The following is a 21,829-nucleotide window of genomic DNA, read 5'->3' on the forward strand; positions in this document are numbered from 1 at the left end:
TCCGAAACAAGATCAGCACGCACCCGGACACCCTGCCGCCCAAGATCACCGGGCACAAGGCCCCCAGCTGAACTCATTCTGAAACGATCAGTTAGAAGAGGTCGGCTACCACGGCAACTGGGCGATCGGGGTCGACGCGAACCGGCTGCACGGCCGCCGGCGGTTCACCGGGCGGTCGCATCTTCCCGCCAACGACCGCTACAGCGACGACACCTACGAGGAGACCACCGGCACCACCCTGGCCGAACTCCGCGACCAACCGGGCACCGTAACCCGCCGGCTCCTGGGCCCGCTGCTGCGCTCGCTGGGCTCGGAGGCCCTGTTCGCAGGAGCACTGGATGACCAGCCCTGAAGACAGTCCCGGCCCCGGCGGGCCTCAACTCCGGTAGACCGGTGGCATGAAGCTCACCGACCCACGGCCGCTGATGGCCCGCCGCCGGGACGGCGCTCTCAGCTTCGACCGCTTCCGCACCGACCCGACGCCGGCCGCCCTGCGGTGGCCCGACGACGTCCTGGAGCAGTTCCTCTTCGACCACGGCGACAACACCGCCTTCGTCAACGACTACAACACCATCGACCTGCACACCATCACCTGGCAGCTGGAGACCATCCCCTCCGCCGCAGGTCGCCCGGCACTGGGAGAAGCACGGAACATGGCTGCGCCCGCCGCTCCTGATCGAGCGGCGTCTCCTGGACCCGGACGTCGCCGGGCTGCAGGTCCTGGAGGGCCGGACACGCGTCGGGGTCCTGCGAGGCCGCCTGCGCGGGCACCTTTACGTCGCCCCCGACCACCGGGCCTGGGTCGGCCGCCAGTGACAAAAAGGGGCTCCGCTTCTGTGCGTACGCTGCGGGCGTCCAGCCGTATTCACAGAGAGATACAGATGATGGAGAACCCTTCTGTACCCGGCCAGCGCCGGGACATGGCGTTGCACAACGATTGGTTCGTCTCCGGGTGGGAGCACGTCCTGCCCCGCCAGGCGCTCGCCCTGACCATGCTGGTGGGCACCGCGTCCCAGCCCGGCTTCGCCGGCTCCCTGGATGACATGCTCCAAGAGCTGTGCGACGGCGACTGGGACATGATCGGCGGCAACCTCGACGGCGCCCTCACCTTCACCTGGCACGGTGAGGAATGGGACTACGAGGAAGCCCCCGAAGGCCGGGAGGCGTGCGAGGCGGCACGCTGGGAGAAGTTCGGCGCCATGCTCACGGCCGCCGGCTACCCGGTTCCCACCACGGTGCGGGATCTCGCCGAGCTCTACCTGACATGGGGCCTGGCGCACCGCCACGAAACCTCCCAGGGAACCGGCTGGTCGATGCCGACCGTCCTGCCGCTCCCCGGCGACCTGCTGCCCCTGGACACCGAACTCACCCGGCACCTCGACAAGATCCGCTGGATCAGGCGCACCGGCCCCCTCGTCGACATCCTCGTCAACCACCTGATCGACGAACTGGGTGAACCGCAGGAGATTCTCACCTCCCTGGACCGCCTGGCCGGCGCCACCGGCCAGGACGCCAACGACCTGCACCTGGCCGTCGCCGAACTCGTCCAGTGCGACGACGCCAAGATCCTGCGCGGACAGGATCCGGCCGACCCCGAACGCCTGGAGCCACACCACCGCTTCCGCCTGATCATGGACTGGAAGCACTTCCACGACACCCGGATCGAGCTCAGCCTGCCCAGCGACGACGCGTAATACCGAGCACGCCCACCCCGTGGTTGGCGTGCTCGGTCCGTCGGCGGCTTCGGCTCAGAGCCTGTCGTTGCCGTGGAGCAGGCGGGCATCCTCCTGGGCCCGGTGCCGCCACGTGCGCTGACGGCCCAGGACCGCGAGGGTGCGTCGGCGTACGGTCATCAGCGCCCGATGCGGATCCGCTCCGTGGTAGGTGCCCAGGATCTCCACCAGATCCTCGAACGCTCCCAGTACGGCCAGCACCGACGCCGTGACGATCTCCGGGTCGGCGCGCATCGAAGGCTCGTCGTCCTCGTCGGACGCGAAGGCCTGAGCAACCATCCAGACGCTGCTGTGGGAGGCGGCGGAGGATATGCGGTACCAGGCGGGAAGGTGCGTCGGCCTCTTCGCGGCGAGGTTGGTCAGGTTCATCGCGAACTGCTCCCGCACCGGGCCCAGCACTGCTGAACTCGGACGCCTCTTGTCGTTCAGCCCGATGCTCAACCCGGCACGCTGGACCGTCCGCTCGGCGTACTCCCAGATCTTGTCCGCCCCCGGAACCGCCTGCGCTCCGACGTCCTTGGCCGCGACCTGGTGCTGCTGTGACCCCGTTGAGCCACGCGGCGGCGATCCGTGCCGCACGCCGCTCCGGACCTATTTCGCCCTCGTAGAGGTGGCACACACGAATCGCGCCCTCCTGGACCACGCGGGAGAGGGAGACCAGCGACCAGATTGCCACGGGTTCGCCCACAAGTGTCCGTTGGACCGCCTGGACGTGGTCGAGGATGTTGCCGAGGGTGAGCTGAGTGTTCCAGCCAGCCCAGCTGGCTCTATTCACCAGTAGTGGCTCTGGCTCAACTTCTGTGACGCGGCCACTCTCCGTCACGCTAATAGGACGCGCTTGCGGAGAAGTTGGTGTCCTGCCCGACCGAACATCTGGCGCTTGAGCATCTTAAAAGTTACGTGGAATCTGCCGGGGTGATCATGTCTCCCTGGTGCAACCACGGACTTGGGAGATCACTTGAGCGCCACGACGGGGCTAACGGAGAAGTGGCCGGTGTTTGCCCGGCACGAGCAGGCAACGGCCTGGCTATCGGTCTGGACGGATCTCGGACGTGCAACGCGCACGATCGACGCCTACGGTCGCGGACTGGCCGAGTACCTGCTGATGTGCGAACGGGAGGACATCGACCCGGTCACTGCGAACCGGGCCCATATCGCCGTCTACGTAAGGGAGTTGACCTCGCGGCCCCATCGTCGCGGTGGGAACGTGATCTCGATCGACTCAGGGTCGGGACTGGCTAACGCCACGATCCAGCAGCGCCTGGTGCCGGTCCGTCTGTTCTGCGACTTCCTGATGGAAGAGGGCCTGCGGGAGTCCAACCCTGTCGGCCGGGGCCGATATACCCCCGGTCGGCGGGCCGGGGGCCAGCAGCGCGGCCTGGTGCCGCGGCTGACGAAGCTGCCGTGGATGCCGGGCGAACAGGAGTGGCTGCACATCCTGGAGGTGGCCCGGCAGGAGCCGATCCGCAACCGTGTGATGCTTGCCCTGGCCTACGACGCCGCGCCGCGGCGCGAGGAGTTGTGCTCGCTGCGGACTGATGATCTGGATCCGGCCCACCGCACGCTGCGGGTCCGGGCGGAGACGACGAAGAACCGGCTGGAGCGGGTGGTGCCGTACTCGGCGTCCACCGGGGTGCTGATGTCGGCCTATCTCGCGCACCGGGCCACCATCAGTAGGGCGCGAGGACCCCTGTTCTTGTCGGAGTCGCGGCGCAACTACGCACAGCCGCTGAGCCTGTGGACGTGGTCGAAGGTCGTACGCCGGATCGCCGTGACGGCCGACGTCCCGCGTTTTTCCACGCACACCACCCGGCACCTGTGTCTGACCGATCTGGCCAGGATGGGCTGGGAGTTGCACACGATCGCCTCCTTCGCCGGCCACCGTCACGCCGACTCCACCTTGCAGTACATCCATCTGTCCGGCCGGGACCTGGCCGACAAGCTGGCTCGTGGGATGGAGCACATTCACGCCTGGCGAATAACAGGCGCTCACCTCCCCGAACGCCGCGTCGGCGGAGGTGTCGCGGTGAGCGCGTCGTCGGCCGCTCCCGTCGTGGAGGGCGGGGACGGACGCTGGTCCTGGCCGATCGTCCCGGACCACTACGACACTGCTGTCGAGGTCCAGCCCGCCGAGGCCCTGGCAGTGAATGAACTCGGGGTGCAGAATCTGCGCCGGCTCAAGGACCACGATCCGTCCGCTGCCGGGTGGCGGGTAATCCGCCGTCTGCTGGGCCCGCTGGAGGCGGTCAACGCCGCCCTTGACTCGCCACCCACCCCGCACCGTCGACGCGCCATGCTCGACGTGATCGCCGTGCTGCTGACACGTTGCGCGGAGACCGGCCGAACCTTTTGGGGATGGACCCCGCAGGGGTGGATCCATCTGCTCGGCCGCAACCAGACCGAGTTCCACCAGCACGCCCCGGGCTGGGTCAACGACGAGGTCCGCCCCTATCTCGCCGCGCACGCCTACCTGCTGGGCTCCTTCAACGAGTTCCACCAACTCGGCAGTTTCCAACGACTCACCCTGTCCTGGCGGATCTTCGGACGCGACCGGGTGAGCAGCGAGATCGCCCGCATCCGCGCGGTCCTCGCCTCCTGGGGATGCCAACTGGGGCGGGACGACGACACTCTGCTGCCGATGGTCGTCTGCCAGCTGCTTCTCCTCAACCGGAGCCCGCATCTTGAGGATCTCGATACCTCGCTGTTCGACCGGATCCGGCGCGAGAAGATGCTTGCCGGCTCACAGCACTACACCCTGCACGCCACGCAGCGGGCAGTTGCCCAACTCGGATTCTGTGATCCACCGCAGCCCAGCACAGGCCGCCACTCGGCACGGGCGACCGGCGGCGCGAAGACGTGGGAACAGTGGGTCGATCGCTGGTACGCCACCTCTACGCTCACCCCGGGCGTCCGCGGCGCCATGCGTCCCGCCCTCCTCAGGGTGGGCCGGTGGATAGCCGCGGAACAGCCCGACGTTGCTGACCCGACAGACTGGACGCGGCAGACCTGTGCGACCTGGATCGCCGCAGTGGACCGGATGAGGGTCGGTGACTACGTTCAGCGGACGGCCGGCCTGGGGGACCGTCTCGGCAAGCCACTCGAAGCGGCGACCAAGGCCGGGCAGATCACCGCGCTGCGGACTTTCTTCCGGGACTGCCAGGAATGGGAGTGGCTGCCCCGCAGCTTCGACCCGCTGCGTGCGCTGGCGATCCCTCGCAGCATCACTGCCCTCCTCGGCCCCGACCCGCGGGTGATCGCCGATGAGGTCTGGGCGAAGCTTCTGTGGGCGGGTTTGAACCTGGAAGCCGCGGATCTCCCACAGTCCCAGGCCGGGCAGTTCTACCCCTTCGAACTGGTCCGCGCGGTCACACTGACCTGGTTGTTCTCCGGTCAACGCAGCAACGAGATCGCTCGTAGGACAGGAAGCCCAGGCTCCGGTAGAACGCGTGGTTGCGGCTTCCTTCTGGTGAGGCCTCGTGGTCTGTGGACAGGAGGAAGAATCGGCAGTGGGAGTAGCGCCGCATCAAGCGCTCGACCAGCGCCCGGCCAACCCCCTGCCTGTGGTTCGCCGGATTGACCACGACGTCCTGGACGTAGCAGATGTGCTCGTCGTCGGAGATGGTCCGCGCCAGTCCCAGGAGGGAACCCGATCCGTCTCGTGCCGTGATGACGAGGTGAGAGTTCACGAGACCGCGACAGAGCTTGTCGACGTCGCTGGTGTAGCCCTCCCAGCCGACCGAGTCGTAGAGCTTCAGCACCTCAACAGGATCGAAACCGCCCTCTTCCGCTATGAACATGTCGATCCCCTATGCACTGGTGCCACTTCTCACCGCCAACTCGACATCACACACGTCGGGCACGTCAAGATCGATCACTGTCGGACTCTGCCGCCTTTCGTTCGAACGTTGGATGACGCTCCGCGACGGCTCCCCAAGATCTGTGCCAGAACCCGAGAAACACGAACGAAGCCACTCCCGCATGGCAGAGGCCCGCACCAGACGGTGCGGGCCTCTGCCATGCAGGGGGGGCGGGAGCGGTCAGGACCTCGCGTCCAGGGAGAAGGTGAAGGAGTCGTCGCCTTCCTGCCGGGGGGTGTTGTGGCCCAGCCGATGCCGAGTGCGGTGAGCTGCTCGCGCTGGTCGGTGCTCAGCTTCGGGTCTCCGGTCGCTGTCAGACCCTGATGGCATTATCAGTGCTGTGAACGCGCGGGTTCGCGGCAGTGGTTGGCCGTTTGTCCCGTGTGATCGTGAGGTCATCAACTCACCCGATACGCATCACTGTGAAGGAGATTTTCTGTTGCGACTGCATCGCGTAGTCCCTGGTATCGCCGCGGGCGTCCTCGCCCCGGCTCTGCTGCTCGCCGCCCCGTCGTTCGCCGCCGCTGCGGCACCGGCTGCCGTGACGGTGGCAGTCCCCTCTGACGAACCGGCTGTTGATGAAATGCGGGTGGCGATAGCCCGGATCCTGGCCGACCCGGACAGCGGTCGGCGTGTGATACGCGAGGCCAACGCTCTGCTGGACGGCAACGACCCCGTGGCGATGCGCGCGTGGCTGGAGACCGGCTACCGGCTCGCTCAGGCGGAGGATGACCGCGTCGCCATCATTCGCATCCTCGCCGATCCTTCCAGCAGCCCGGCTCTCCGCGCAGCGGCCGGCGCTGCCCTCGATGACAACACACCGGAAGCCCTGCGCTACTTCCTGGAAGTCGGCAGGTACGAAGTCGACTGACGGGCGCGCAGCCTCTGCTGCGTGAGCTGGGCGCTCTGGCCTGACCCCGGCAGCGATTCAGTGCAGGGAACCTGCCGGGGTGGGGTTCAGGTCGTTGTGGTCCAGTCGACGCCGAGGGCGGCGAGCCGCTCGCGCTTGGCGGTGCTCAGCTTGGCGCGCCTGCTGTGGGTGTTGCCGTGCGCGTGCCGAGCTGGCCGACGGGGTTCAGGCCTGTGAGGTGTGCCGCCCGGACAACGTGCTCAACCGGCCGTGACCGCCTGGCGGGCTGGATAGGGGCGGGGTAGACCGTGCCGTATGGGTGCGCGGGACAGGCCCGGGTCCCCGGAGTACGGCTCGGCCCCCTGGTGCCGGTAGCGGCCCTTGCCACCGGCACCAGGCCCAAGCCCCCGGGTGGCTTGGGGATCAGTCGTCGTCGGGTGCGCTGCCGATCCAGGCGACCGGCTCGCCGTCCGGGGTGATGCCCCAGTGCGGGGTGCGGGTCTCGTGGCCGGCGCTCTGTACGCAGGTCCGTCCCCATCGACCGTGCTTGCCCGTGCATACCTGGGTGAGTGCGGCGATGTCCCCCGTGCGTACGGCGATCTCGTACCGGTCCTGGAATACCTGGAGGTCGTCGCGCAACTCCCGCCCGGCCCGGGTCTCCTCTGGGTGCGATGCCCGGTGCCGCGCCGTCGTTCTCGTCGCCCTGGTCCTCGTCGTCCTGGTCCTGCTCGTCGTTCTCGTCGGCCGGGGCTGCTGCGGGTCGAGGGCGAGGACGGAGGTGATCTGTCCGCGTGCGGTGGTGGGCAGTGCCATGCGCTCGATGACGCGGTCGTCGTGTGCCCGCAGGCCCTGGAGGATCGCGACGAGTCCCCCGGTAGCTGGAGTACGCCATCATGTCGCTGGGGTCCTCCCTGGGCTCCAGGAAGACGGGCACGATGATGCGGGAGACCTTGCCGTCGCCGGGTTCCTGGCGCAGCGCACGGCCGGTGATCTGCACGCACGCTAGCCGTCACACAGACCTCACCTGCGGAAGCAACCATTCAGAGGGCGAGCGCGGGCGTGGCGTCGAGCCGGTCGAGTGCCCGGTGCAGGGCTTGGATCAGCCGGGCCGGTTCTGGACCCGCCCGACGGTGGTGGCCGGGCCGGTCGAGAGGCGGTTTACCGATTCCCGCAGCACCGCCTTGGTCAGCGGGCGCAGTTCGCTGTCCGCCGGCAGTGCCGCGTACCGCTGGCGGACGTCGGCGGCCACGCACCGTGCGTGGCCGGTGAGCTGGCGGCCGATCTGCGCACAGTCCGCCGCCCGTACGCCGGCCGGGTTCGGGCCCCAGGCCAGGACGGCGGCGACGAGTGCGAGGTGCGGGTCACGGTCCAGCGGCAGCCCGCCGGTCACCGCACCGGCCGGGTCGTACACCACGGTGCCGCTCATGCCCTCAGCTCCGCCGGTTCCAGGCCTGCCTGGAGTTCGGTGGGGTCGGTCGCGACAACGAACAGCCCCTGTTCCAGCACCCAGGCGCGCTCGCGCTCCCAGTCCGCCGCACGGTAGGCGACGTGCGCGAAGGAGGGGACCACGACCCCGTGGACGAGGCGGCCGGTTGCTGCTGCACGTACCCGCTGCCACCCGGCCCGCAGGCCGGGGGCCTGGTCGAGCGGCCCGCTGTCGGCGACCGCACAGCCGGCCGGGACGAACCAGCCCCGGTCCTCCGCGTAGGCGGCGAGGTCATCGAGGACCAGGTGCTCAACGCCCCGCAGCGGCGCCACCGCGTACAGCGCGACGGCAGGACACGGCCCGACGGCCGGCGCTGTCCCGGCCGCCGGGTCTCTGCGGGTGCCGCCCGGCAGCAGGTGCGGCAGCGACAACCAGCCGGTGCGGACCGCCTCCCAACGCTTTCCGGCGGCGGCGATCCGCGAGCTGGCGCATCCGGAAATCCTGGTACTGCTGCTGGCCGTGGTCACTGGCCTCTCCCTGGTCGGCGGTGAGGTCGAGGACCGTACGGCAGGACCGGCCGGTAGACCCGGTCTGAGAGACCGGGCTGCCCCACGGACCGAGAGGCAACCGGACACCGGGTTCAGACGAGGTGGAGGCGTTCGGCGATGGCGGTGACCTGCCGCCGGTAGGTGGGCCGGGCCCGGTGCATCAGGTCGACGACCAGCTGGCGACCGAGCGGGCTGCGCTCCAGGTCCTCGGGGGCGAGCTCTTCCAGATCCAGCAGGTGCACCAAGACGGCGGCGTCGTCCCGGCGCAGGTCGTAGCAGCGGGCGACCTCCAGGCCGAAGGTGAACTGCCGCTCACGGGACGGCAGGGACGACACGTCGATCTCGTCTGCCAGCCGCAGGCCCTCCACGGCGTCACCCGCCGTCATCTCGACGCTCAGCGCGTGCAGAGCCACGTTCGTCGGCCCGAACACCGTCCACAGGACGTTGCTTTCGCCGGAGCGCCGGGCGAGCGGCACAGCACCGGCGCTGAGCCGGTCCCGGGCCGCCCACGGGCGGCGGCCTCGCGCGTCCGCAACCACGACGACCAGCTCCAGGGCCCCGCGAACAGCAGCGACCGCAGGGGAGTCCACCACGGTGGAGAGATCCCGGGAAGCGTCCATCGCCACGCAGGCCGCCTCCTGCTCCCGGCCAGGCTGCGAGAGCAGCACGTGGCCCAGGTTCCACTGCGCGACCGCGATCCGCAGCGGATCGTCGGCGTCCTCAGCGGTGCGGAGCGCCCGGTCGGCGACCAACAGCGACAGGTCGAGCCGGCCGATCCTGCGGTAGTACGAGCGCAGCAGCCCGTACAGGTCGGCGGCCACCCTCAGCGCCTCGCGCCGCTCACCGGCATCGGTACCGGTCCGCAGCGCGCGTACGGTCCCTTCGGCGTCGCGGATCAGGCCGGGCAGGAGGGTCTCGGCGTCGGTGAACCGCGTGGGCGAGGTCTGCCAGACGTTCCACGCCTGCTCCACCCGGTCCCGCAACTCGCGGGCGGGTGAAGGGCGGACGGACGCGTCCTTCCGTCGCAGCAGCGCCTGCACCACGGCCGCGCCGCCGGTCATGGCCGGCTCGGTCTTGGCCGCTGGAGCGTCATCGTCGCCCAGCAGCGTCCCGACCGCGACGCTGAGCTCGGCAGCGAGCTTGGCCAACACGTCCCCCGAAGGCTTTCTCCGGCCCCGTTCGATCTGCGACAGGTAGTCGGTGCTGATGCCGCAAAGTCCCGCGACGGCGGCCTGAGGGCGGCCATCGCGCCGACGCGCCGCGCGGACGAGTGCCCCCGTCGGGAGCGCGGGCAGGTCCGTCAAAACGCCTCCATCGTCGGGCTGTTCACCCAGCGTAGAGCGGTCCGGGCCCTGAGCTATATGGCCTCACCCCAAGGTGTGACACCGTGGCCCTGGCCATGTGCTGTCCGGGGTCTGGGAGGCGACGTTGAAGCTCGTGCTGTGGGACATCGACCACACCCTCATCGCGACCAGAGGAGTCGGCCGGGAGATCTTCGGAGACGCCTTCGAGCAGGTCACCGGCACACCGATGCTCGAGCAGGCCACCGTGGACGGAATGACCGAACCCGTCATCTTCCGCCGGACCGCCGAACTCCACGGCATCACCAGCGACCGCACCATGTTCGAGGAATTCGCCCGACGCTCCGCCGAACTCCACCACCAGCGCGCCCACGACCTCCGCAAGCGCGGCCACGCGCTCCCGGGCGCCGCGGCCGCACTCGCCACCCTGGCAGACATGAACGGCATCGTGCAGAGCGTGGTCACCGGAAACATCCGGCCCGTCGCCGAGATCAAGCTCCAGGTCTTCGGGCTCGACACCCACATCCGGTTCCCGTACGGCGGGTACGGCGAGGACCGCGACGACCGCGCCGAGCTGGTCCGCACCGCCATCGCCCGCACCCGTGCGGCCACCGGCTCCGACGTCGCCCTTACCGACGTCCTGCTCATCGGAGACACTCCCGCCGATGTAGCCGCCGGACTCGCAGCCGGCGTTCCCGTACTGGCCGTCGCGACCGGTCGTACCTCGGCCGCGGAACTGACTGATGCCGGGGCCACCGCCACGGTCCGCGATCTGCAGGACGCCGTCCCGCTCTATGACCTGCTTCGCTGACTGTGTCAACGAGCCCGCACGGACGAGTTGGGACTGCGGCGTCGGCTACGACAACGACCAGCCGGTCGGCTTCGCCTACGAAGCTCTCCTTCTTCAGGGCATGCTGGCCTCCGACTGGCAGAAGGAGCCTTGCCTCACGAGCGCCAGATCGGGTCGTCCAAAGCAGGACGTCCGGAGAACCGCTGGAGCGGGGCTCCCGCCAGTGAGAGGTGGCCCCGTGCGACGACGATGAAGTCGTTCTGTGCGGACACGACGGCCGAGCGCAGGGCAATCCAGTCTTCCTCTGGGGTAAGTCCGCGTTTGATCATGATGTGGAAACGCCATATCTGCTCATCAAGTGCGTGAGCGGCTTCTGCGATGTCTCGGTCCGCGACCAGGTTCACCATGCTCAGAGCCTCGTTCCACGGCCGCCAGTCAACGGTGGTGGGAACGACCACACCTTGGGGAGCCGTTTCGGGCCGCGCGGCTTCCATCTCATTGAGGTCTATGAGCACACCCGAGGATTCCCGCAGTACGCGTGCGCAGGTTGCCGCGACCTGATCCCGCACCCATTGCCGGTCCTGCGTTCTCCTGCTGATCACGCTCCCCGCCACCACGCCGATGAGGGTGGTCACGACCGCTCCGGCAGGGGCTAACAGCGAACTCCACAGAGCAGACATCGGCCCAGTCTGACGCCCCGAAGACTGGCCCGCAGCTACTTACGGCAGCACGGGACCGACTGGAGCGGTGGCCGAAGACCGGACAGCGTGGACATCAGCCGACGTGCGCGGTGTCGACAAGCGTTCTCAGAGGCCGAACTGACTCATCAAGTCGTTGCTGAGTTCCTCGGAGACGCGTGCTGTTTCCTCGTTGTCTGCGATCGGTGGGAGCAGCGTGTGTACTGGCTGAATGTGGTGAGGGCGGCGAGTGCAGGGGGGTGCGACCTCGCGGCCACCTCCGAAGTCCGCAGTGCGGGCTTCGAGGGCCCCCGGACCGTCTGATGCGTAGATTGTCGCGGTGATCTGCTGGGTGCTGTCCAGGCGCAGTTTCCGTTGCAGCTCCTGAACGATGGTCACGAAGTCGCCGCAGGCTGCTGCGACCACGCGCTGAGAAACAGGTAGGGCTTCATTGACGCCCTCTTCGGCGAGGCTGCGCTGCTCCTCGGCGTAGGGCCGCCATGACACATTAGTGGCCAGGGTCACGGTGCCGTCATGGTGCAGCTCGATCATGGAGTTCCGGTTGTCGTCGATCTCCATGGTGCTGGCGACCCAGCGTCTCAGGCCCGGGCGGGGGTTGAGGAGGGCGTAACCCATCCCCGTCATCGGTCCGGGAATCCGTCGCGTCGGCAGCTTCCTTCCTCGCTCCTCGGCGACGCCGAGAAGGTATCGAGCTTCGTCCCGGTTGAGCGGGGACGCACCGTGAGGGTAGAGCCGGGTGGGACGTGCAACGGCGACGAGCCAGGCGGAGGGCTTGGCGGCGTGCGCGGTGATGGTCCTGGTGAGGAAATCGGAGTGCCGGCGCAGCGCTTCCTCCGCGCTGTCGGTGCGGGTGAAGCGGTCGCGGTAGGCGCGTTCGATCTGGTGCTCCGCCATCCAGGCGGTGTGGTCCCGGTCGCGGTACGGCACCGTGAACGCCTGTTGTTCTTTGTCCTTGTCCGACCGGCCGTGGATGAGGTGTGGTGCCATTTCGCTGGCCGGGACATCCACGACCAGGAGCGTCGTCGCGCCGTCGGTCAGGGGAAACATGACCAGGTCTGGCAGGTAGGGGTGGACGTGGTTGCGGACCCACTGCGCGTACTGCCGGAGGTCAGCCTTCTCCCAGTCGATCCCGATGATCTCGTGGTTGTCAGCGACGCCGTAGATGAGCAGTCCGCCACGGGTGTTGGCCATTGCGCTGATGTCCTTGGCGAACTCGTTCCACTGGCCGTGCATGGGGGGCTGGGGAAGGTCTCTCTTCCAGTCGAGGTCGTCGGACTCGTCGAGGTGGTCCGCTGCGGCCCGGCTGACCATGTCGTAGGTGAGCGGGCCAGGGGCGGACCCCAAGTGCTGATGCAGTCTCGTCCAGGTGCGGGCCCGGCTCTGCGCGGCGACGGAAGTGTCCGCTATCCCCATGATCGATCCTCTTTGAACGTCGGTGGAGGGCCACTCTAAGACGGCTCGGTGACACCGCAGACGCCTTTCTGACCGGTCTGTCCGGAGAGGTGGCAGCGGCAGTCTCAACGGCGCTGCGGGACGTGACGGAGGGTCGTGGTTTGGCTGCCCGGCGCGCACCTGGCAGGCCGTCCGGTCGTTGTCCGTCACGAGGCCGGTTTCGTGGCTTCCCGGTGCGCGCCGCCGCCCCGGTCGCCGAGCGCGTCGTGCACCGTGCGGGCCGGTGGTCCCGCAGCTCGTGGTGGCGGTTCAACCAGTGGGCGGGCGTCGCTTCGTTGTGTGGGTGTGGGGGGTGGGTGTGTGTCGGGGGTGGGTGGGTGTGTGGTGGGGCGCCGTGCGGTCGGTGCGGCGGCGGCGCGGCGGCGCGGTGGTGGCGGTGGTGGCGGTGCGGCGGCGGCGCGGTGGTGGCGGTGCGGCCGTGCGGTGGTGCGGTGGGGTGGTGTTCGCGGTCTCGCCGTGCCGCACTGCCGGGATGCGTGAACCATTTTTTCAGGCATTAGAAAGGGGGAGCCAGTTAGTGCATAACGTAACGTTAAGCAGAATTCCCCCCTCGCGGGTGCGCACCGGTGGACAGCTGCCGGGCACCCCTTCTGAGAGGAAGTCGCGGTGACCGTTTCCCGAACCGGTAAAGGACCGCGGCGTCGTGAACGCCAGACCGGCGACGCCCGCGCGAACCGGGTGAACATGTCTTTCAGCGACGCCGAGCTGGAGGTCGTCAAGGTCGCCGCCGGCCGCGAAGAGATGGCCCCGGCCGCGTGGTCCGCACGGCAGGTGATGGCGGTCGCGCAGCACACCCTGATCCCCGTCCCCGCCGATACCGGCGACGTGCTGCGCGAGCTGATCCGCTCCCGGGCCCACACCTCCAGGAAACCCTGACCGCCCTACACGCGCTGACCATCCCGACCGTGCCGTTCCCGGTCGTTTTCGGCACCCCCGCCGAGCGCCCTTGTGCCGCCCTGCCGAACGCCGTCGCGCCCGTGCTGCCCGAGAAGGTTCGTGTGGTGCTGGACGAAGCGTTGAGCGCGGTCCGCAGGGTGGACGAGGCGACGGTCCAGGTGATGCGGGAGAGGCGACCGCGCTCGTGATGCCGAAGAAGGGGGAGCAGGGCGCGGACACCGCCGGTCTCCTTGCCTACCTCTTCGGCCCGGGGGACCGCGACGAGCACACCGACCCCCACCTCATCACCGCCTGGGACCCCGCCCTGCCGTGCCCCGCCCGCACCCCCGACCGCATTACCCTGTCCGCTCTCGCGCAGCTCCTGGACGCCCCGGTCGACGCCCTGCGCGGACCGACGCCGGCCGAGCACGTGTGGCACGCCTCGGTCCGTAACGCCCCCACCGACCGGGTCCTCACCGACACGGAGTGGGCGACCGTCGCCGCCGAGATGGTGGCCGCCGCCGGGATCGCTCCGCAGGGTGATGAGCACGGCTGCCGGTGGGTGGCGGTGCGTCACGCACCCGACCACATCCACATCGTTGCGACCCTCGCCCGCCAGGACGGCCGCCACCCCCGTATCCGCGGCGACATCCTCCGCATGCACACAGCCGCCCGTGCCTTCGAGACCGCCTTGGGCCTCCAGCCGATGTCACCGCTCGACGAGACTGCACGCCGCGCACCGGCCACCGGCGAGAAGGAGAAAGCCACCCGCCGCGGCCTCACCGAACCCGCCCGCGAGATCCTCCAGCGCACCGTCCGTCAGGCCGCCGCCCTCGCCACCGACGACACCGACTTCCTCAACCGGCTCCGCGACGCCGGCCTCCGCGTCTGCGAACACCGCGACCACAACGGGACCGTCGACGGGTACGCGGTCGCGCTCCCCGGCGACCGCGCCGACCACGGCACCAGACCCGTCTGGTTCTCCGGCCGTACCCTCGCCTACGACCTCTCCCTGCCCCGCATCCGCGAACGCTTCCACCCCACGATCACCCCCGCCGACATCACCCGCGCACACCACCGCATCCGCGAAGCAGCAGCCCTCCTCGCCCGCGCCGGCCGCACGCAGGGCGCGGGCGACGTCGCCGCCCTGGGCGACCTCCTGGCCGTCGCCGCCGCCCTCTCCCCGGCCACCGTCCGCGACAAGGTCCGCGCCGCGGCCACCCGGTTCGAGCAGGCCTCCCGCGCCCCCGGCGCCCGCACCCTCGACGGCACCGCCCGCACCTCCTTCCAGGCCGCCACCCGCGCCCTGGAACACGCACCGCGCACCGCACGCGGCGGCGGCGCACCCGCCGTCCTCAACCTCCTGCTCGCCCTCATCGAAGCCGTCGAGGCGGCGACCGCCTGGCACCGCGCCCAGAACCACCGCGCCCAGACGACAGCCGCCGCCCGGGCCGCCGTCCTGCTCCGCGAAGCCGCCGCCCTGACCGGCGCCCCCGCCCGCACGACACCACCCCGGACCTCCCCGCGCACCGTACGGGTGACGCCCGCCCCGGCGCGTGGCCCCGCCCCGCTCCCGCCCGTTACCGCAGTACGGCCGCGACCCGCCCCCGGACCGCACCCGGAACTCGGCCCGGGCCCGGGGCGCTCGCGCTGACCACGACGAAGGAGACCCCGCCCCATGACCACCCCCGCACCCGCGCCCGCCCAACTGTCGGGCGAGCCGTTCTCCGAAGCCCTCTCCGAAGCGGCGCAGGCCGCGGCGATGTCGGTCCGGCTGATCCTCACGATCGCGGATGCGGTCCGCCGCGCCTCCCAGAAACACCACCACGGCCAGGAACAGGAACTCACCCAGGACTTCGGGCAGGTCGCGGAGTCCTGGTGGTCCGCCGACGAACTCGGCAAGCACCTGCCCGCCTCCCTCCTCGACCACCTCACGGCCAGTGAGGACTGGCCGGTGATGTCCCGCCAGCTCATCTCCCTCAGCCGCGCCGGCGTCGACCTCACGACGTTCCTGCCGAACCTGGGCAGCATGGCCGCAGGGGTCGAGCGGGCCGTCGCCAAGAACATCGCCCGCACGAAGGCGGAGGGCACCGACCGCTGGGCCGAACTCCTGCGCACGACCATCCCCGAAGCCTGGTCCGCGACGCGATCCTCGCTTCCCCGGCCTGGCCCGACATCGCCGCCACCATGGGCCGCCTCCACGACCAGGGCGTCGACGTCGCCCGCATCCTCACCGACGCCCACGCCGCCGGCCTCGGCGTCGACCAGGCCATCGCCGCCGTCACCATCACCACCACCCCGACTCCAGCCACCGCGCCCGCCCCGGCCCCCGCCGCGGCTCCGGCCCCCGCACCTGCGCCCGCTCCGGCCACCGTGCCGGCCCCTGCCGCACCCGCCGCGCCGCAGCCCGCCGCGCCGCAGCCCGCCGCTCCGCTTCCGGCCGCCGCGCCCGCCCCCCTAACCCAGAAGCCCGATCCGTGGGCCGCTCCCGCGGTGAGCACCGACGCGAAGAACGTCTGGGGGCCGCTGACCGAAGGCCTGAACATCCCGCGCGACCTCGACCTTGGCAACCGGACCCGCGCCCTGGACCAGCTCGGCGTCACCCCCGACGCTCACCGCACCCTGGTCAGCAGGGTCAACCAGACCCTCCCCCAGCAAGAGGCCGGGTTCCTGGTGAGTTCCCGTCAGTGGCCCGTGCTCGCCCACCGAATGCACCGCATGGCCCAGGAAGGCCTGCCCTTCGCCGCACACCTCGCCCGTATCGCACCCGACACCGACCCCTGGCGCGACGGCCCGCCCTCCAGCATCGCCTCCCGCCTCCTCCTGGCCGCCCACCACGCCCTCATCACCCCACTCGACCAGGCACTCCCCGCCGGCCCCCGCGTCTCCACCACCGCAGCCCGCTCCCGCTCCACCACCACCGTCCCGGACACGGCACCGCCGAAGCAGCCCGCCCCCGCGCAACCCGCCGTACCGGCACACCGCCAGCAGACCGCCCCCGCACCACGACAAGGACGCGGCCGGTGAACCCGCCGCGGGTTGCGGACCGACGCGGCATGACACGGCGGGCAGCCGGTGTTACGGCTGGCCGTGCCGCTCGTTGAGGCCGTTGTGGCTACACGTGAAGGTCCTCGCCCCTGCGCCATGTGCACCACGGACCTCCGGGGCGGTACGGCCTACCTCGTCGACGGTGCCCGGCTCGGGGGCCGCCGCCGGGGGACCACCCGGTTCACCCGCCTGCTGATCTGCGACGCCTGCTACGAGCGGGGGCGCCCGGATGCGGACACGGGCCGGACCCGCGCAGGCTCCGCACGGCGCACGGAGACCACCGAATGGTGGGGCCTGGCCGGACGCGGAGCGGCTCTCCCGCCCCAGGCGTGTATCGCCGGGTGCGGCCTGGCCGTCGTCCGCGGGGCGGGGCGGCTGATGCGGGGAGTGACCTGCTCCCGGGCCTGCCGGACAACCCTCACGCGCAGGCGTAACGGAGGGCGGGGATCGGGCCGCCTCTGCGGCGCCTGCGGCACGCCCGTTACGGCTGGACGTGCCGATTCCGCGTACTGCGACGCAGCCTGCCGACAGAAGGCGTACCGCCGCCGGGCAGCCGACCGGGCACCAGAACCGGACCCGGACCCGGTCCCGGAACTGCTGACAGCACTGATCCCCTTCGTCAACGGCACCACCCTCGGTATCTCCCAGGCGCTCTACAAAGCCCTGTACCGCGTGCACGTCGCGCATCTGCGGGGCCACGACCCCGGCGAGTTCATCGCCCGGCTCGCCTCCACGAACCCCGACCGGATCAGGATCCCCGACACCGACGACGGCCGCCGGCTCCGCGCCGCCCTCCGCGCCCTCGGACCCGCCCAGCACCCTCACGCACAGCCGTAACGCCACGCCCGTCGACGCGGCAGCCTCCGCACCATGACACGGTCCCGGACGGACGCGTCCCCCTCTTCGTCGACAGCCACGCCGGCATGCTCGACCTCGTTGAGGGCTTGGTCGAGCCCTCTGCCGTTTCCGCCGTGACCGGGCCCTGGGCACCGCACGTGAACGCGGCCTGGAGCCGGTCGGACGTCATATCCCCGTGGGCGGGTAGGAGACATGGCGGAAGGCGACGAACGACCCTGGCTCCCTCGATGAACGAATGAGAGGCACCGGCGTGGCCGATTCTGAGATGAGGGCGGTGGGCTGGGCGCAGTCCTTCCCCATGTCCCAAGGGGCGCGGGCCGGGCGTCGCTGGGCGCGGGGGCATCTCGACTCGCTGGAATGGGCGCAGAGTGCACCCGCTTTGGTGGATTCGGTGCTTCTGACAGTGACCGAGCTCATCACGAACGCGCACAAGCACGCTCATAGCGATGCCCAGCTCGTCCTGACCTGGGACAGTGCCTGCCTGCACGTCAGCGTTCACGACGCCAGCCCGGATCCGCCGGTCCCGGCCGACCGGGGCCTGGACGCGACCGGCGGCCGGGGCCTCACGATCGTCGAGGCACTGTCCGACAGCTGGGAACACCATCCGCAACGAGACGGCAAGACCGTGACCGCCTGCTTCGTCCCGCCCGGATACCCCGCACCGGACCACGCTCTCAGCCCCGACGGCACCACCTGACCAGCAGCACACCATCCCCGCACAACGCCAGAGACACGGACGGCAGACCCGTTCGTCCGGGATCCCACCCGCACGCCCGTACGATGCACCAACCCTGACGCCCCATCAGGAACACGTCGGGACTCCGACGGAACGCTCCCCCCACGCCCGTGCCGGTATGGAGCGTGCGGGACAGGCCCGGTCCCCGGAGCGCGGCAGGGCCGCACGGCCTGATGCCGACGACCCGGCCCCTGGCATCAGGCCGGTTCAGTCGTCGTCCGGTGCGCTGCCGATCCAGGCGACCGGCCCCTCCACCGTGGTGCCCCAGTGCGGCGCCCGGTCCTCGTGACCCGCGCTCAGCACGCAGATCCGCCCCCACCGCCCGTGCTTCCCCGCACAGACCCCGGCGAGCAGAGCCACATCGCCCCCACGAACCGCGAGCGCGTACCGGTCCTGAAACACCTGGAACTCATCCCGGAGCTCCATCCCGGACCGGTGCTCCTCCACGTCGATCAGGCCCCCGATCCGCCGCACCTCCGGGTCGGCCAGCACTTCCGTGAGTACCGCCTCGGCCTCCGCCCACGCCCGCCGACGCGCATACCCGGCGACCGCTGCACGGATCCGCGCCTCCTCGATGCCGTCGCCGTTCACGCGGCCAGCTTCCCGCCGATCGTCGGGAAGCTGCTACGCACGGTGAAGGGATGGGGCGGTCTTCCGGGTGCATCGAAACCCGAAAGAGTTAAATCGAAAAGCTAAATCCAGGGTTTACATGTACTAGAGTGGGCCCTGGAGGTGATGCCGCATGGCGTCGCAGGAAGAGCTGTTCGATCTGGTGGATGCCCTTCTGGAGGAAGAGCCGCAACTGCCGTCCCCTGCGGAACGGGCAAGGCTGCGGGAGGCGGCCGGTGTGACCCAGGTTCGTCTCGCGCAGGCCCTGAAATCGACCGCGCAGACGGTCAAGAACTGGGAGAACGGCCGGTCCGAGCCGCGCCCGCCCCGACTGGAGGCCTACCAGCGGATCCTGAACGGGTGGGCGGCGAAGTACCCCGCCCAGCCCGCCACCCTGGTGGTCGCGCCCGCCCCGGCCACCGCGCCGAGCACGGCGAGGACCGCGCCGGCCCCCGCCGCCGATCCCGCGCCCGCCGTCATGGTGAAGACGGCGAACACCGGGCCCGACCAGGATGTCCCCGACGAGACGCCGGTCCCCGAGACTGCGCCTGTGCCGTGCAGGCCCGCCCCGGCAACGGCGACGGTTCCCCCCGTCGCCGACACTCCGACCGCCCCGGCCAAGTCCACCGCCCCCGCCGGCCGCGCCCCGGCCCGCAGGACCGCCGCCCGCACCGCGTCCGGCTCCGCCGCCACGACCGATCCCCGGTACGCCGCCGGACCGCTCCTGGTCCTGGACGGCGACGGCACCGCCCACGGCATCGGCGGCCTGGTCCTTCACTGCCCCGCCCGCACGATCCCCCAGCTCGTCGCCTGGACCCTGGACCAGGCCGTCGGCGCACCCGCGCTGAACCGCCACGGCATGGCGGTCGACCCGCTGGTCGTCCTCACCGAACAGGCCGCCGTGGCGTTGGGGCTGCCCGCCCGCCTGGAGGGCCACGACCAGCGCGCCGGGCTCCGCCTGGAGGACGACCACCCCGTCGTCAAGCAGGTCATCAAGGCGAAGTGGAAGTTGACCCTGCGCGGCTTCGGCCCGTGGGCCCGTGTCTACCGCCCCGCGAAGGCCGGACAGCGCCAGTGCGTCCAGTTCGCGATCCCCTCCTGGGGAGCGTTCGACGCCCGGGCCTGGCCCGACGTCGCCGACCAGGACGCCCCGGAGATCGCCCGCGTCCTCGGCCTCTACGCGACCCGGGTCACTACCCCGCGCGGCTCCACCGCCGTCACCGGCCTGGAACTGATGACCTCGCTGCGGCCGCCGACCCGCGCCGTCCGCAACGAGACCACCGGAGCCTGGGAGTCGGGCCACAACCCCGGCAGCCTCGGCACCGACCCCGTCGACTGCGCACCCCCCGAAGCCCCGCCCGAGCACCCCCTCGCCCAGGGCTGGAAGCACGGGTTCATCAACGAAGAGGTCTTCCAGTGGGTCCGCGACGTCGACCTCCTCGCCGGTGACGAAGTGGCCCTGCCGTTCGCCCTCGGCCTGGACGTGAACGCGGCGTTCCTCGCCGCCACCTCCCGCCTGAACGTCGGCCTCTGCGCCCCCGTGCACGTGCTGCGCCCGGTGTTCGACAAGAAGGTCCCGGGTTGCTGGCTGGTGGACCTCTCCCACATCGGGCTGGATTCCCGCCTGCCGAACCCGTTCACCCCGTCCGGGGAGCGGCCGACTGGCCCGGCCTGGTACGAAACACACACCGTCGCCTACGCCCAGGAGCTCGGCCACAACGTCGAACCGCTGGAGGCGTACATCCGCCCCGACTCCGGCGCCTACCTCGACCCCTGGCACGACCGGCTCAAGGCCGCACTGCTGGACATGATGGCCGACCTCGGCGTCCGCGCCGACATGGAGCCCGCCGAGCTGCTCGCCGCGATGGAGCACCTGCCCGAGAAGGACCCCGGGCTGCGGGCGGTCCTCGCCGCGATCAAGGCCACCGCCAAGGGCGGCATCGGCAAGCTCCGCGTCCGCGCCGGCGGCCTCAACTACACCCCCGGCGAACGCTGGCCCGCCCTGGACCGCCCGACGTGGCGGCCCGACATCCGCGCCGCGATCATCAGCAAGGCCCGCATCAACATGCACCGCAAGATGCTCAAGATGTCCTCCGTCGGCCTCTTCCCCCTCGCGGTCCTCTCCGACTGCGTCGTCTACCCGAGCCGCACCCGCAACCCCCTCGACCTCCTCCCGTACACCACCAGCGGTAAACCGCTCCCGGGCGCGTTCCGCCTCGGAGTCGCCCCCGGCCTCGTCAAGCTCGAAGGCGTCCAGCCCATGGACTGGGCCGTCGACCTCATGGACAAGGGCACCAACATCGCCCGGATCATCAAGGGCGACGGCCACGACGCCGCCCTGGACGCAGGGGAGTAGACATGGCACGCACCATCCGCCCCCACGGCGCAGCCGACGACGACGCCCTCATCGCAGAAGCCCTGGAACGCGCCGACCGCAAGGAATTCACCACCGAGCCGCCCCGCACCCTCCAGGGCCAGATCAACTACCTGCTCCGCAAACTCGGCACCGCGCGCGCGGTCGCCGCCGAACTCGGTGTCACCGCGGACTCGGTCAACCGCTACCGGCGCGGCGCCCGGAAGAACCCGCCCAAGGCGGTGGCCGACCGCATCAAGGACGCCGTCCGCTCCCGCTGGCAGCCCCGCGTCCGCCAGCGCGCCCGCCGCCGCGCCGCCGCAACCAGCGGCGTCACCGTCGAATTCCGCGCCCAATTCGGCTACATCGCCCCCGTCGGCACCACCGACGAAATGCGCCTCCGCCTCCTCACCCTCCACCTCCCCCCGGAGTACGCCACCCGCCTGTTCGACGCACAGGCCGGCACCACCGGCGAGAACCCCAACGAGGTCCTGGCCGAAGCCGCACAGACCCTCTACTTCCAGACCGACAGCGAAACCGGCGCCGCCCGCGCCCACGATCTCGAAGTCGAGATCACCGCCATCGACTACATCGCCGCCCGCTACTGACCAGCACCACAAAAAGCCTTGCCCCGGCACGGGAACTGCCGGGGCAAGGCACTGCTCAGGCTACTTCCGCAGTCTCCTACCGCAGG

Annotated in this window: 21 protein-coding genes and 1 pseudogene; 13 read left to right on the forward strand and 9 right to left on the reverse strand. The window is 70.5% G+C overall.

The window, feature by feature from the left end; all coding sequences use genetic code 11:
* Window positions 1-881: 881 nt before the first annotated feature.
* Window positions 882-1,694, forward strand: coding sequence for a DUF6042 family protein (locus ACIQRW_RS37915; RefSeq protein ID WP_403769846.1), 813 nt, complete (start codon window positions 882-884; stop codon window positions 1,692-1,694).
* Window positions 1,695-1,748: 54 nt separating this feature from the next.
* On the opposite strand, the gene ACIQRW_RS37920 is transcribed toward ACIQRW_RS37915, so the two are convergent.
* Entirely contained in the window at window positions 1,749-2,312 is a 564-nt protein-coding gene (locus ACIQRW_RS37920) for a hypothetical protein (RefSeq protein WP_403769848.1), read from the reverse strand.
* An 829-nt stretch (window positions 2,313-3,141) separates the two neighbouring features.
* Here ACIQRW_RS37920 and ACIQRW_RS37925 point away from each other — a divergent pair.
* Window positions 3,142-5,310, forward strand: coding sequence for a tyrosine-type recombinase/integrase (locus tag ACIQRW_RS37925; RefSeq protein WP_403769889.1), 2,169 nt, complete (start codon window positions 3,142-3,144; stop codon window positions 5,308-5,310).
* Here ACIQRW_RS37925 and ACIQRW_RS37930 read toward each other — a convergent pair.
* Window positions 5,207-5,530 (reverse strand): annotated as a pseudogene (locus tag ACIQRW_RS37930) (GNAT family N-acetyltransferase); the annotation flags it as partial. The gene ACIQRW_RS37925 and the pseudogene ACIQRW_RS37930 overlap by 104 nt on opposite strands.
* A 499-nt stretch (window positions 5,531-6,029) precedes the next feature.
* On the opposite strand from ACIQRW_RS37930, the gene ACIQRW_RS37935 reads away from it, so the two are divergent.
* Window positions 6,030-6,461: an ALF repeat-containing protein gene (locus ACIQRW_RS37935; RefSeq protein ID WP_403769850.1), complete on the forward strand. Its 432-nt coding sequence runs from the start codon at window positions 6,030-6,032 to the stop codon at window positions 6,459-6,461.
* A 402-nt stretch (window positions 6,462-6,863) separates the two neighbouring features.
* On the opposite strand, the gene ACIQRW_RS37940 is transcribed toward ACIQRW_RS37935, so the two are convergent.
* The 4 genes from ACIQRW_RS37940 to ACIQRW_RS37955 form a co-directional block, all read right to left on the reverse strand.
* Complete coding sequence (locus tag ACIQRW_RS37940; protein ID WP_403769852.1) at window positions 6,864-7,253, reverse strand: hypothetical protein; 390 nt, start codon at window positions 7,251-7,253, stop codon at window positions 6,864-6,866.
* Window positions 7,254-7,539: 286 nt separating this feature from the next.
* Window positions 7,540-7,866, reverse strand: a complete 327-nt coding sequence (locus ACIQRW_RS37945; RefSeq protein WP_403769854.1) for a DUF6415 family natural product biosynthesis protein — start codon at window positions 7,864-7,866, stop codon at window positions 7,540-7,542.
* Window positions 7,863-8,393 carry a hypothetical protein gene (locus ACIQRW_RS37950; protein ID WP_403769856.1) on the reverse strand — a complete coding sequence of 177 codons (531 nt, stop codon included), beginning with the start codon at window positions 8,391-8,393 and terminating at the stop codon, window positions 7,863-7,865. Before ACIQRW_RS37950 ends, ACIQRW_RS37945 begins: the two co-directional genes overlap by 4 nt.
* Before the next feature lie 113 nt (window positions 8,394-8,506).
* Window positions 8,507-9,718, reverse strand: a complete 1,212-nt coding sequence (locus tag ACIQRW_RS37955) for a helix-turn-helix domain-containing protein (protein WP_403769858.1) — start codon at window positions 9,716-9,718, stop codon at window positions 8,507-8,509.
* 124 nt (window positions 9,719-9,842) lie between these two features.
* On the opposite strand from ACIQRW_RS37955, the gene ACIQRW_RS37960 reads away from it, so the two are divergent.
* Window positions 9,843-10,526 (forward strand): HAD family hydrolase, encoded by a 684-nt coding sequence (locus ACIQRW_RS37960; protein WP_403769860.1) that lies wholly within the window; start codon window positions 9,843-9,845, stop codon window positions 10,524-10,526.
* 134 nt (window positions 10,527-10,660) lie between these two features.
* Here ACIQRW_RS37960 and ACIQRW_RS37965 read toward each other — a convergent pair whose 3' ends face one another.
* Together ACIQRW_RS37965 and ACIQRW_RS37970 are read right to left on the reverse strand one after the other, a co-directional pair.
* Window positions 10,661-11,140: a hypothetical protein gene (locus ACIQRW_RS37965; RefSeq protein ID WP_403769862.1), complete on the reverse strand. Its 480-nt coding sequence runs from the start codon at window positions 11,138-11,140 to the stop codon at window positions 10,661-10,663.
* A 171-nt stretch (window positions 11,141-11,311) separates the two neighbouring features.
* Window positions 11,312-12,616: a helix-turn-helix domain-containing protein gene (locus ACIQRW_RS37970; RefSeq protein WP_403769864.1), complete on the reverse strand. Its 1,305-nt coding sequence runs from the start codon at window positions 12,614-12,616 to the stop codon at window positions 11,312-11,314.
* Window positions 12,617-13,339: 723 nt separating this feature from the next.
* Here ACIQRW_RS37970 and ACIQRW_RS37975 point away from each other — a divergent pair.
* From ACIQRW_RS37975 to ACIQRW_RS38005, 7 genes are all read left to right on the forward strand, one after another.
* Window positions 13,340-13,531 carry a hypothetical protein gene (locus tag ACIQRW_RS37975; RefSeq protein ID WP_403769866.1) on the forward strand — a complete coding sequence of 64 codons (192 nt, stop codon included), beginning with the start codon at window positions 13,340-13,342 and terminating at the stop codon, window positions 13,529-13,531.
* Between the two features lie 29 nt (window positions 13,532-13,560).
* Window positions 13,561-13,740, forward strand: a complete 180-nt coding sequence (locus ACIQRW_RS37980) for a hypothetical protein (RefSeq protein WP_403769867.1) — start codon at window positions 13,561-13,563, stop codon at window positions 13,738-13,740.
* On the forward strand, window positions 13,740-15,185 hold the full coding sequence (locus tag ACIQRW_RS37985; RefSeq protein ID WP_403769869.1) for a mobilization protein: 1,446 nt from the start codon (window positions 13,740-13,742) through the stop codon (window positions 15,183-15,185). Before ACIQRW_RS37980 ends, ACIQRW_RS37985 begins: the two co-directional genes overlap by 1 nt.
* Before the next feature lie 24 nt (window positions 15,186-15,209).
* A complete protein-coding gene (locus ACIQRW_RS37990; protein WP_403769870.1) occupies window positions 15,210-15,992 on the forward strand; it encodes a hypothetical protein in 783 nt (260 codons plus the stop codon).
* Between the two features lie 32 nt (window positions 15,993-16,024).
* A complete protein-coding gene (locus ACIQRW_RS37995) occupies window positions 16,025-16,558 on the forward strand; it encodes a hypothetical protein (RefSeq protein ID WP_403769872.1) in 534 nt (177 codons plus the stop codon).
* A 117-nt stretch (window positions 16,559-16,675) separates the two neighbouring features.
* Entirely contained in the window at window positions 16,676-17,416 is a 741-nt protein-coding gene (locus ACIQRW_RS38000; RefSeq protein WP_403769874.1) for a hypothetical protein, read from the forward strand.
* A gap of 271 nt (window positions 17,417-17,687) precedes the next feature.
* Complete coding sequence (locus ACIQRW_RS38005) at window positions 17,688-18,134, forward strand: ATP-binding protein (protein WP_403769876.1); 447 nt, start codon at window positions 17,688-17,690, stop codon at window positions 18,132-18,134.
* 246 nt (window positions 18,135-18,380) lie between these two features.
* On the opposite strand, the gene ACIQRW_RS38010 is transcribed toward ACIQRW_RS38005, so the two are convergent.
* Window positions 18,381-18,764, reverse strand: a complete 384-nt coding sequence (locus tag ACIQRW_RS38010) for a hypothetical protein (protein ID WP_403769878.1) — start codon at window positions 18,762-18,764, stop codon at window positions 18,381-18,383.
* A 151-nt stretch (window positions 18,765-18,915) separates the two neighbouring features.
* Between ACIQRW_RS38010 and tap the strand changes: the two genes are divergently transcribed.
* Together tap and tpg are read left to right on the forward strand one after the other, a co-directional pair.
* Window positions 18,916-21,138 carry a telomere-associated protein Tap gene (gene tap / locus ACIQRW_RS38015; protein WP_403769880.1) on the forward strand — a complete coding sequence of 741 codons (2,223 nt, stop codon included), beginning with the start codon at window positions 18,916-18,918 and terminating at the stop codon, window positions 21,136-21,138.
* Window positions 21,139-21,140: 2 nt separating this feature from the next.
* On the forward strand, window positions 21,141-21,743 hold the full coding sequence (gene tpg, locus ACIQRW_RS38020; protein ID WP_403769882.1) for a telomere-protecting terminal protein Tpg: 603 nt from the start codon (window positions 21,141-21,143) through the stop codon (window positions 21,741-21,743).
* Window positions 21,744-21,829: the final 86 nt, after the last annotated feature.

It is taken from the genome of Streptomyces sp. NPDC091287, from assembly GCF_044768525.1.
Taxonomy (GTDB): domain Bacteria; phylum Actinomycetota; class Actinomycetes; order Streptomycetales; family Streptomycetaceae; genus Streptomyces.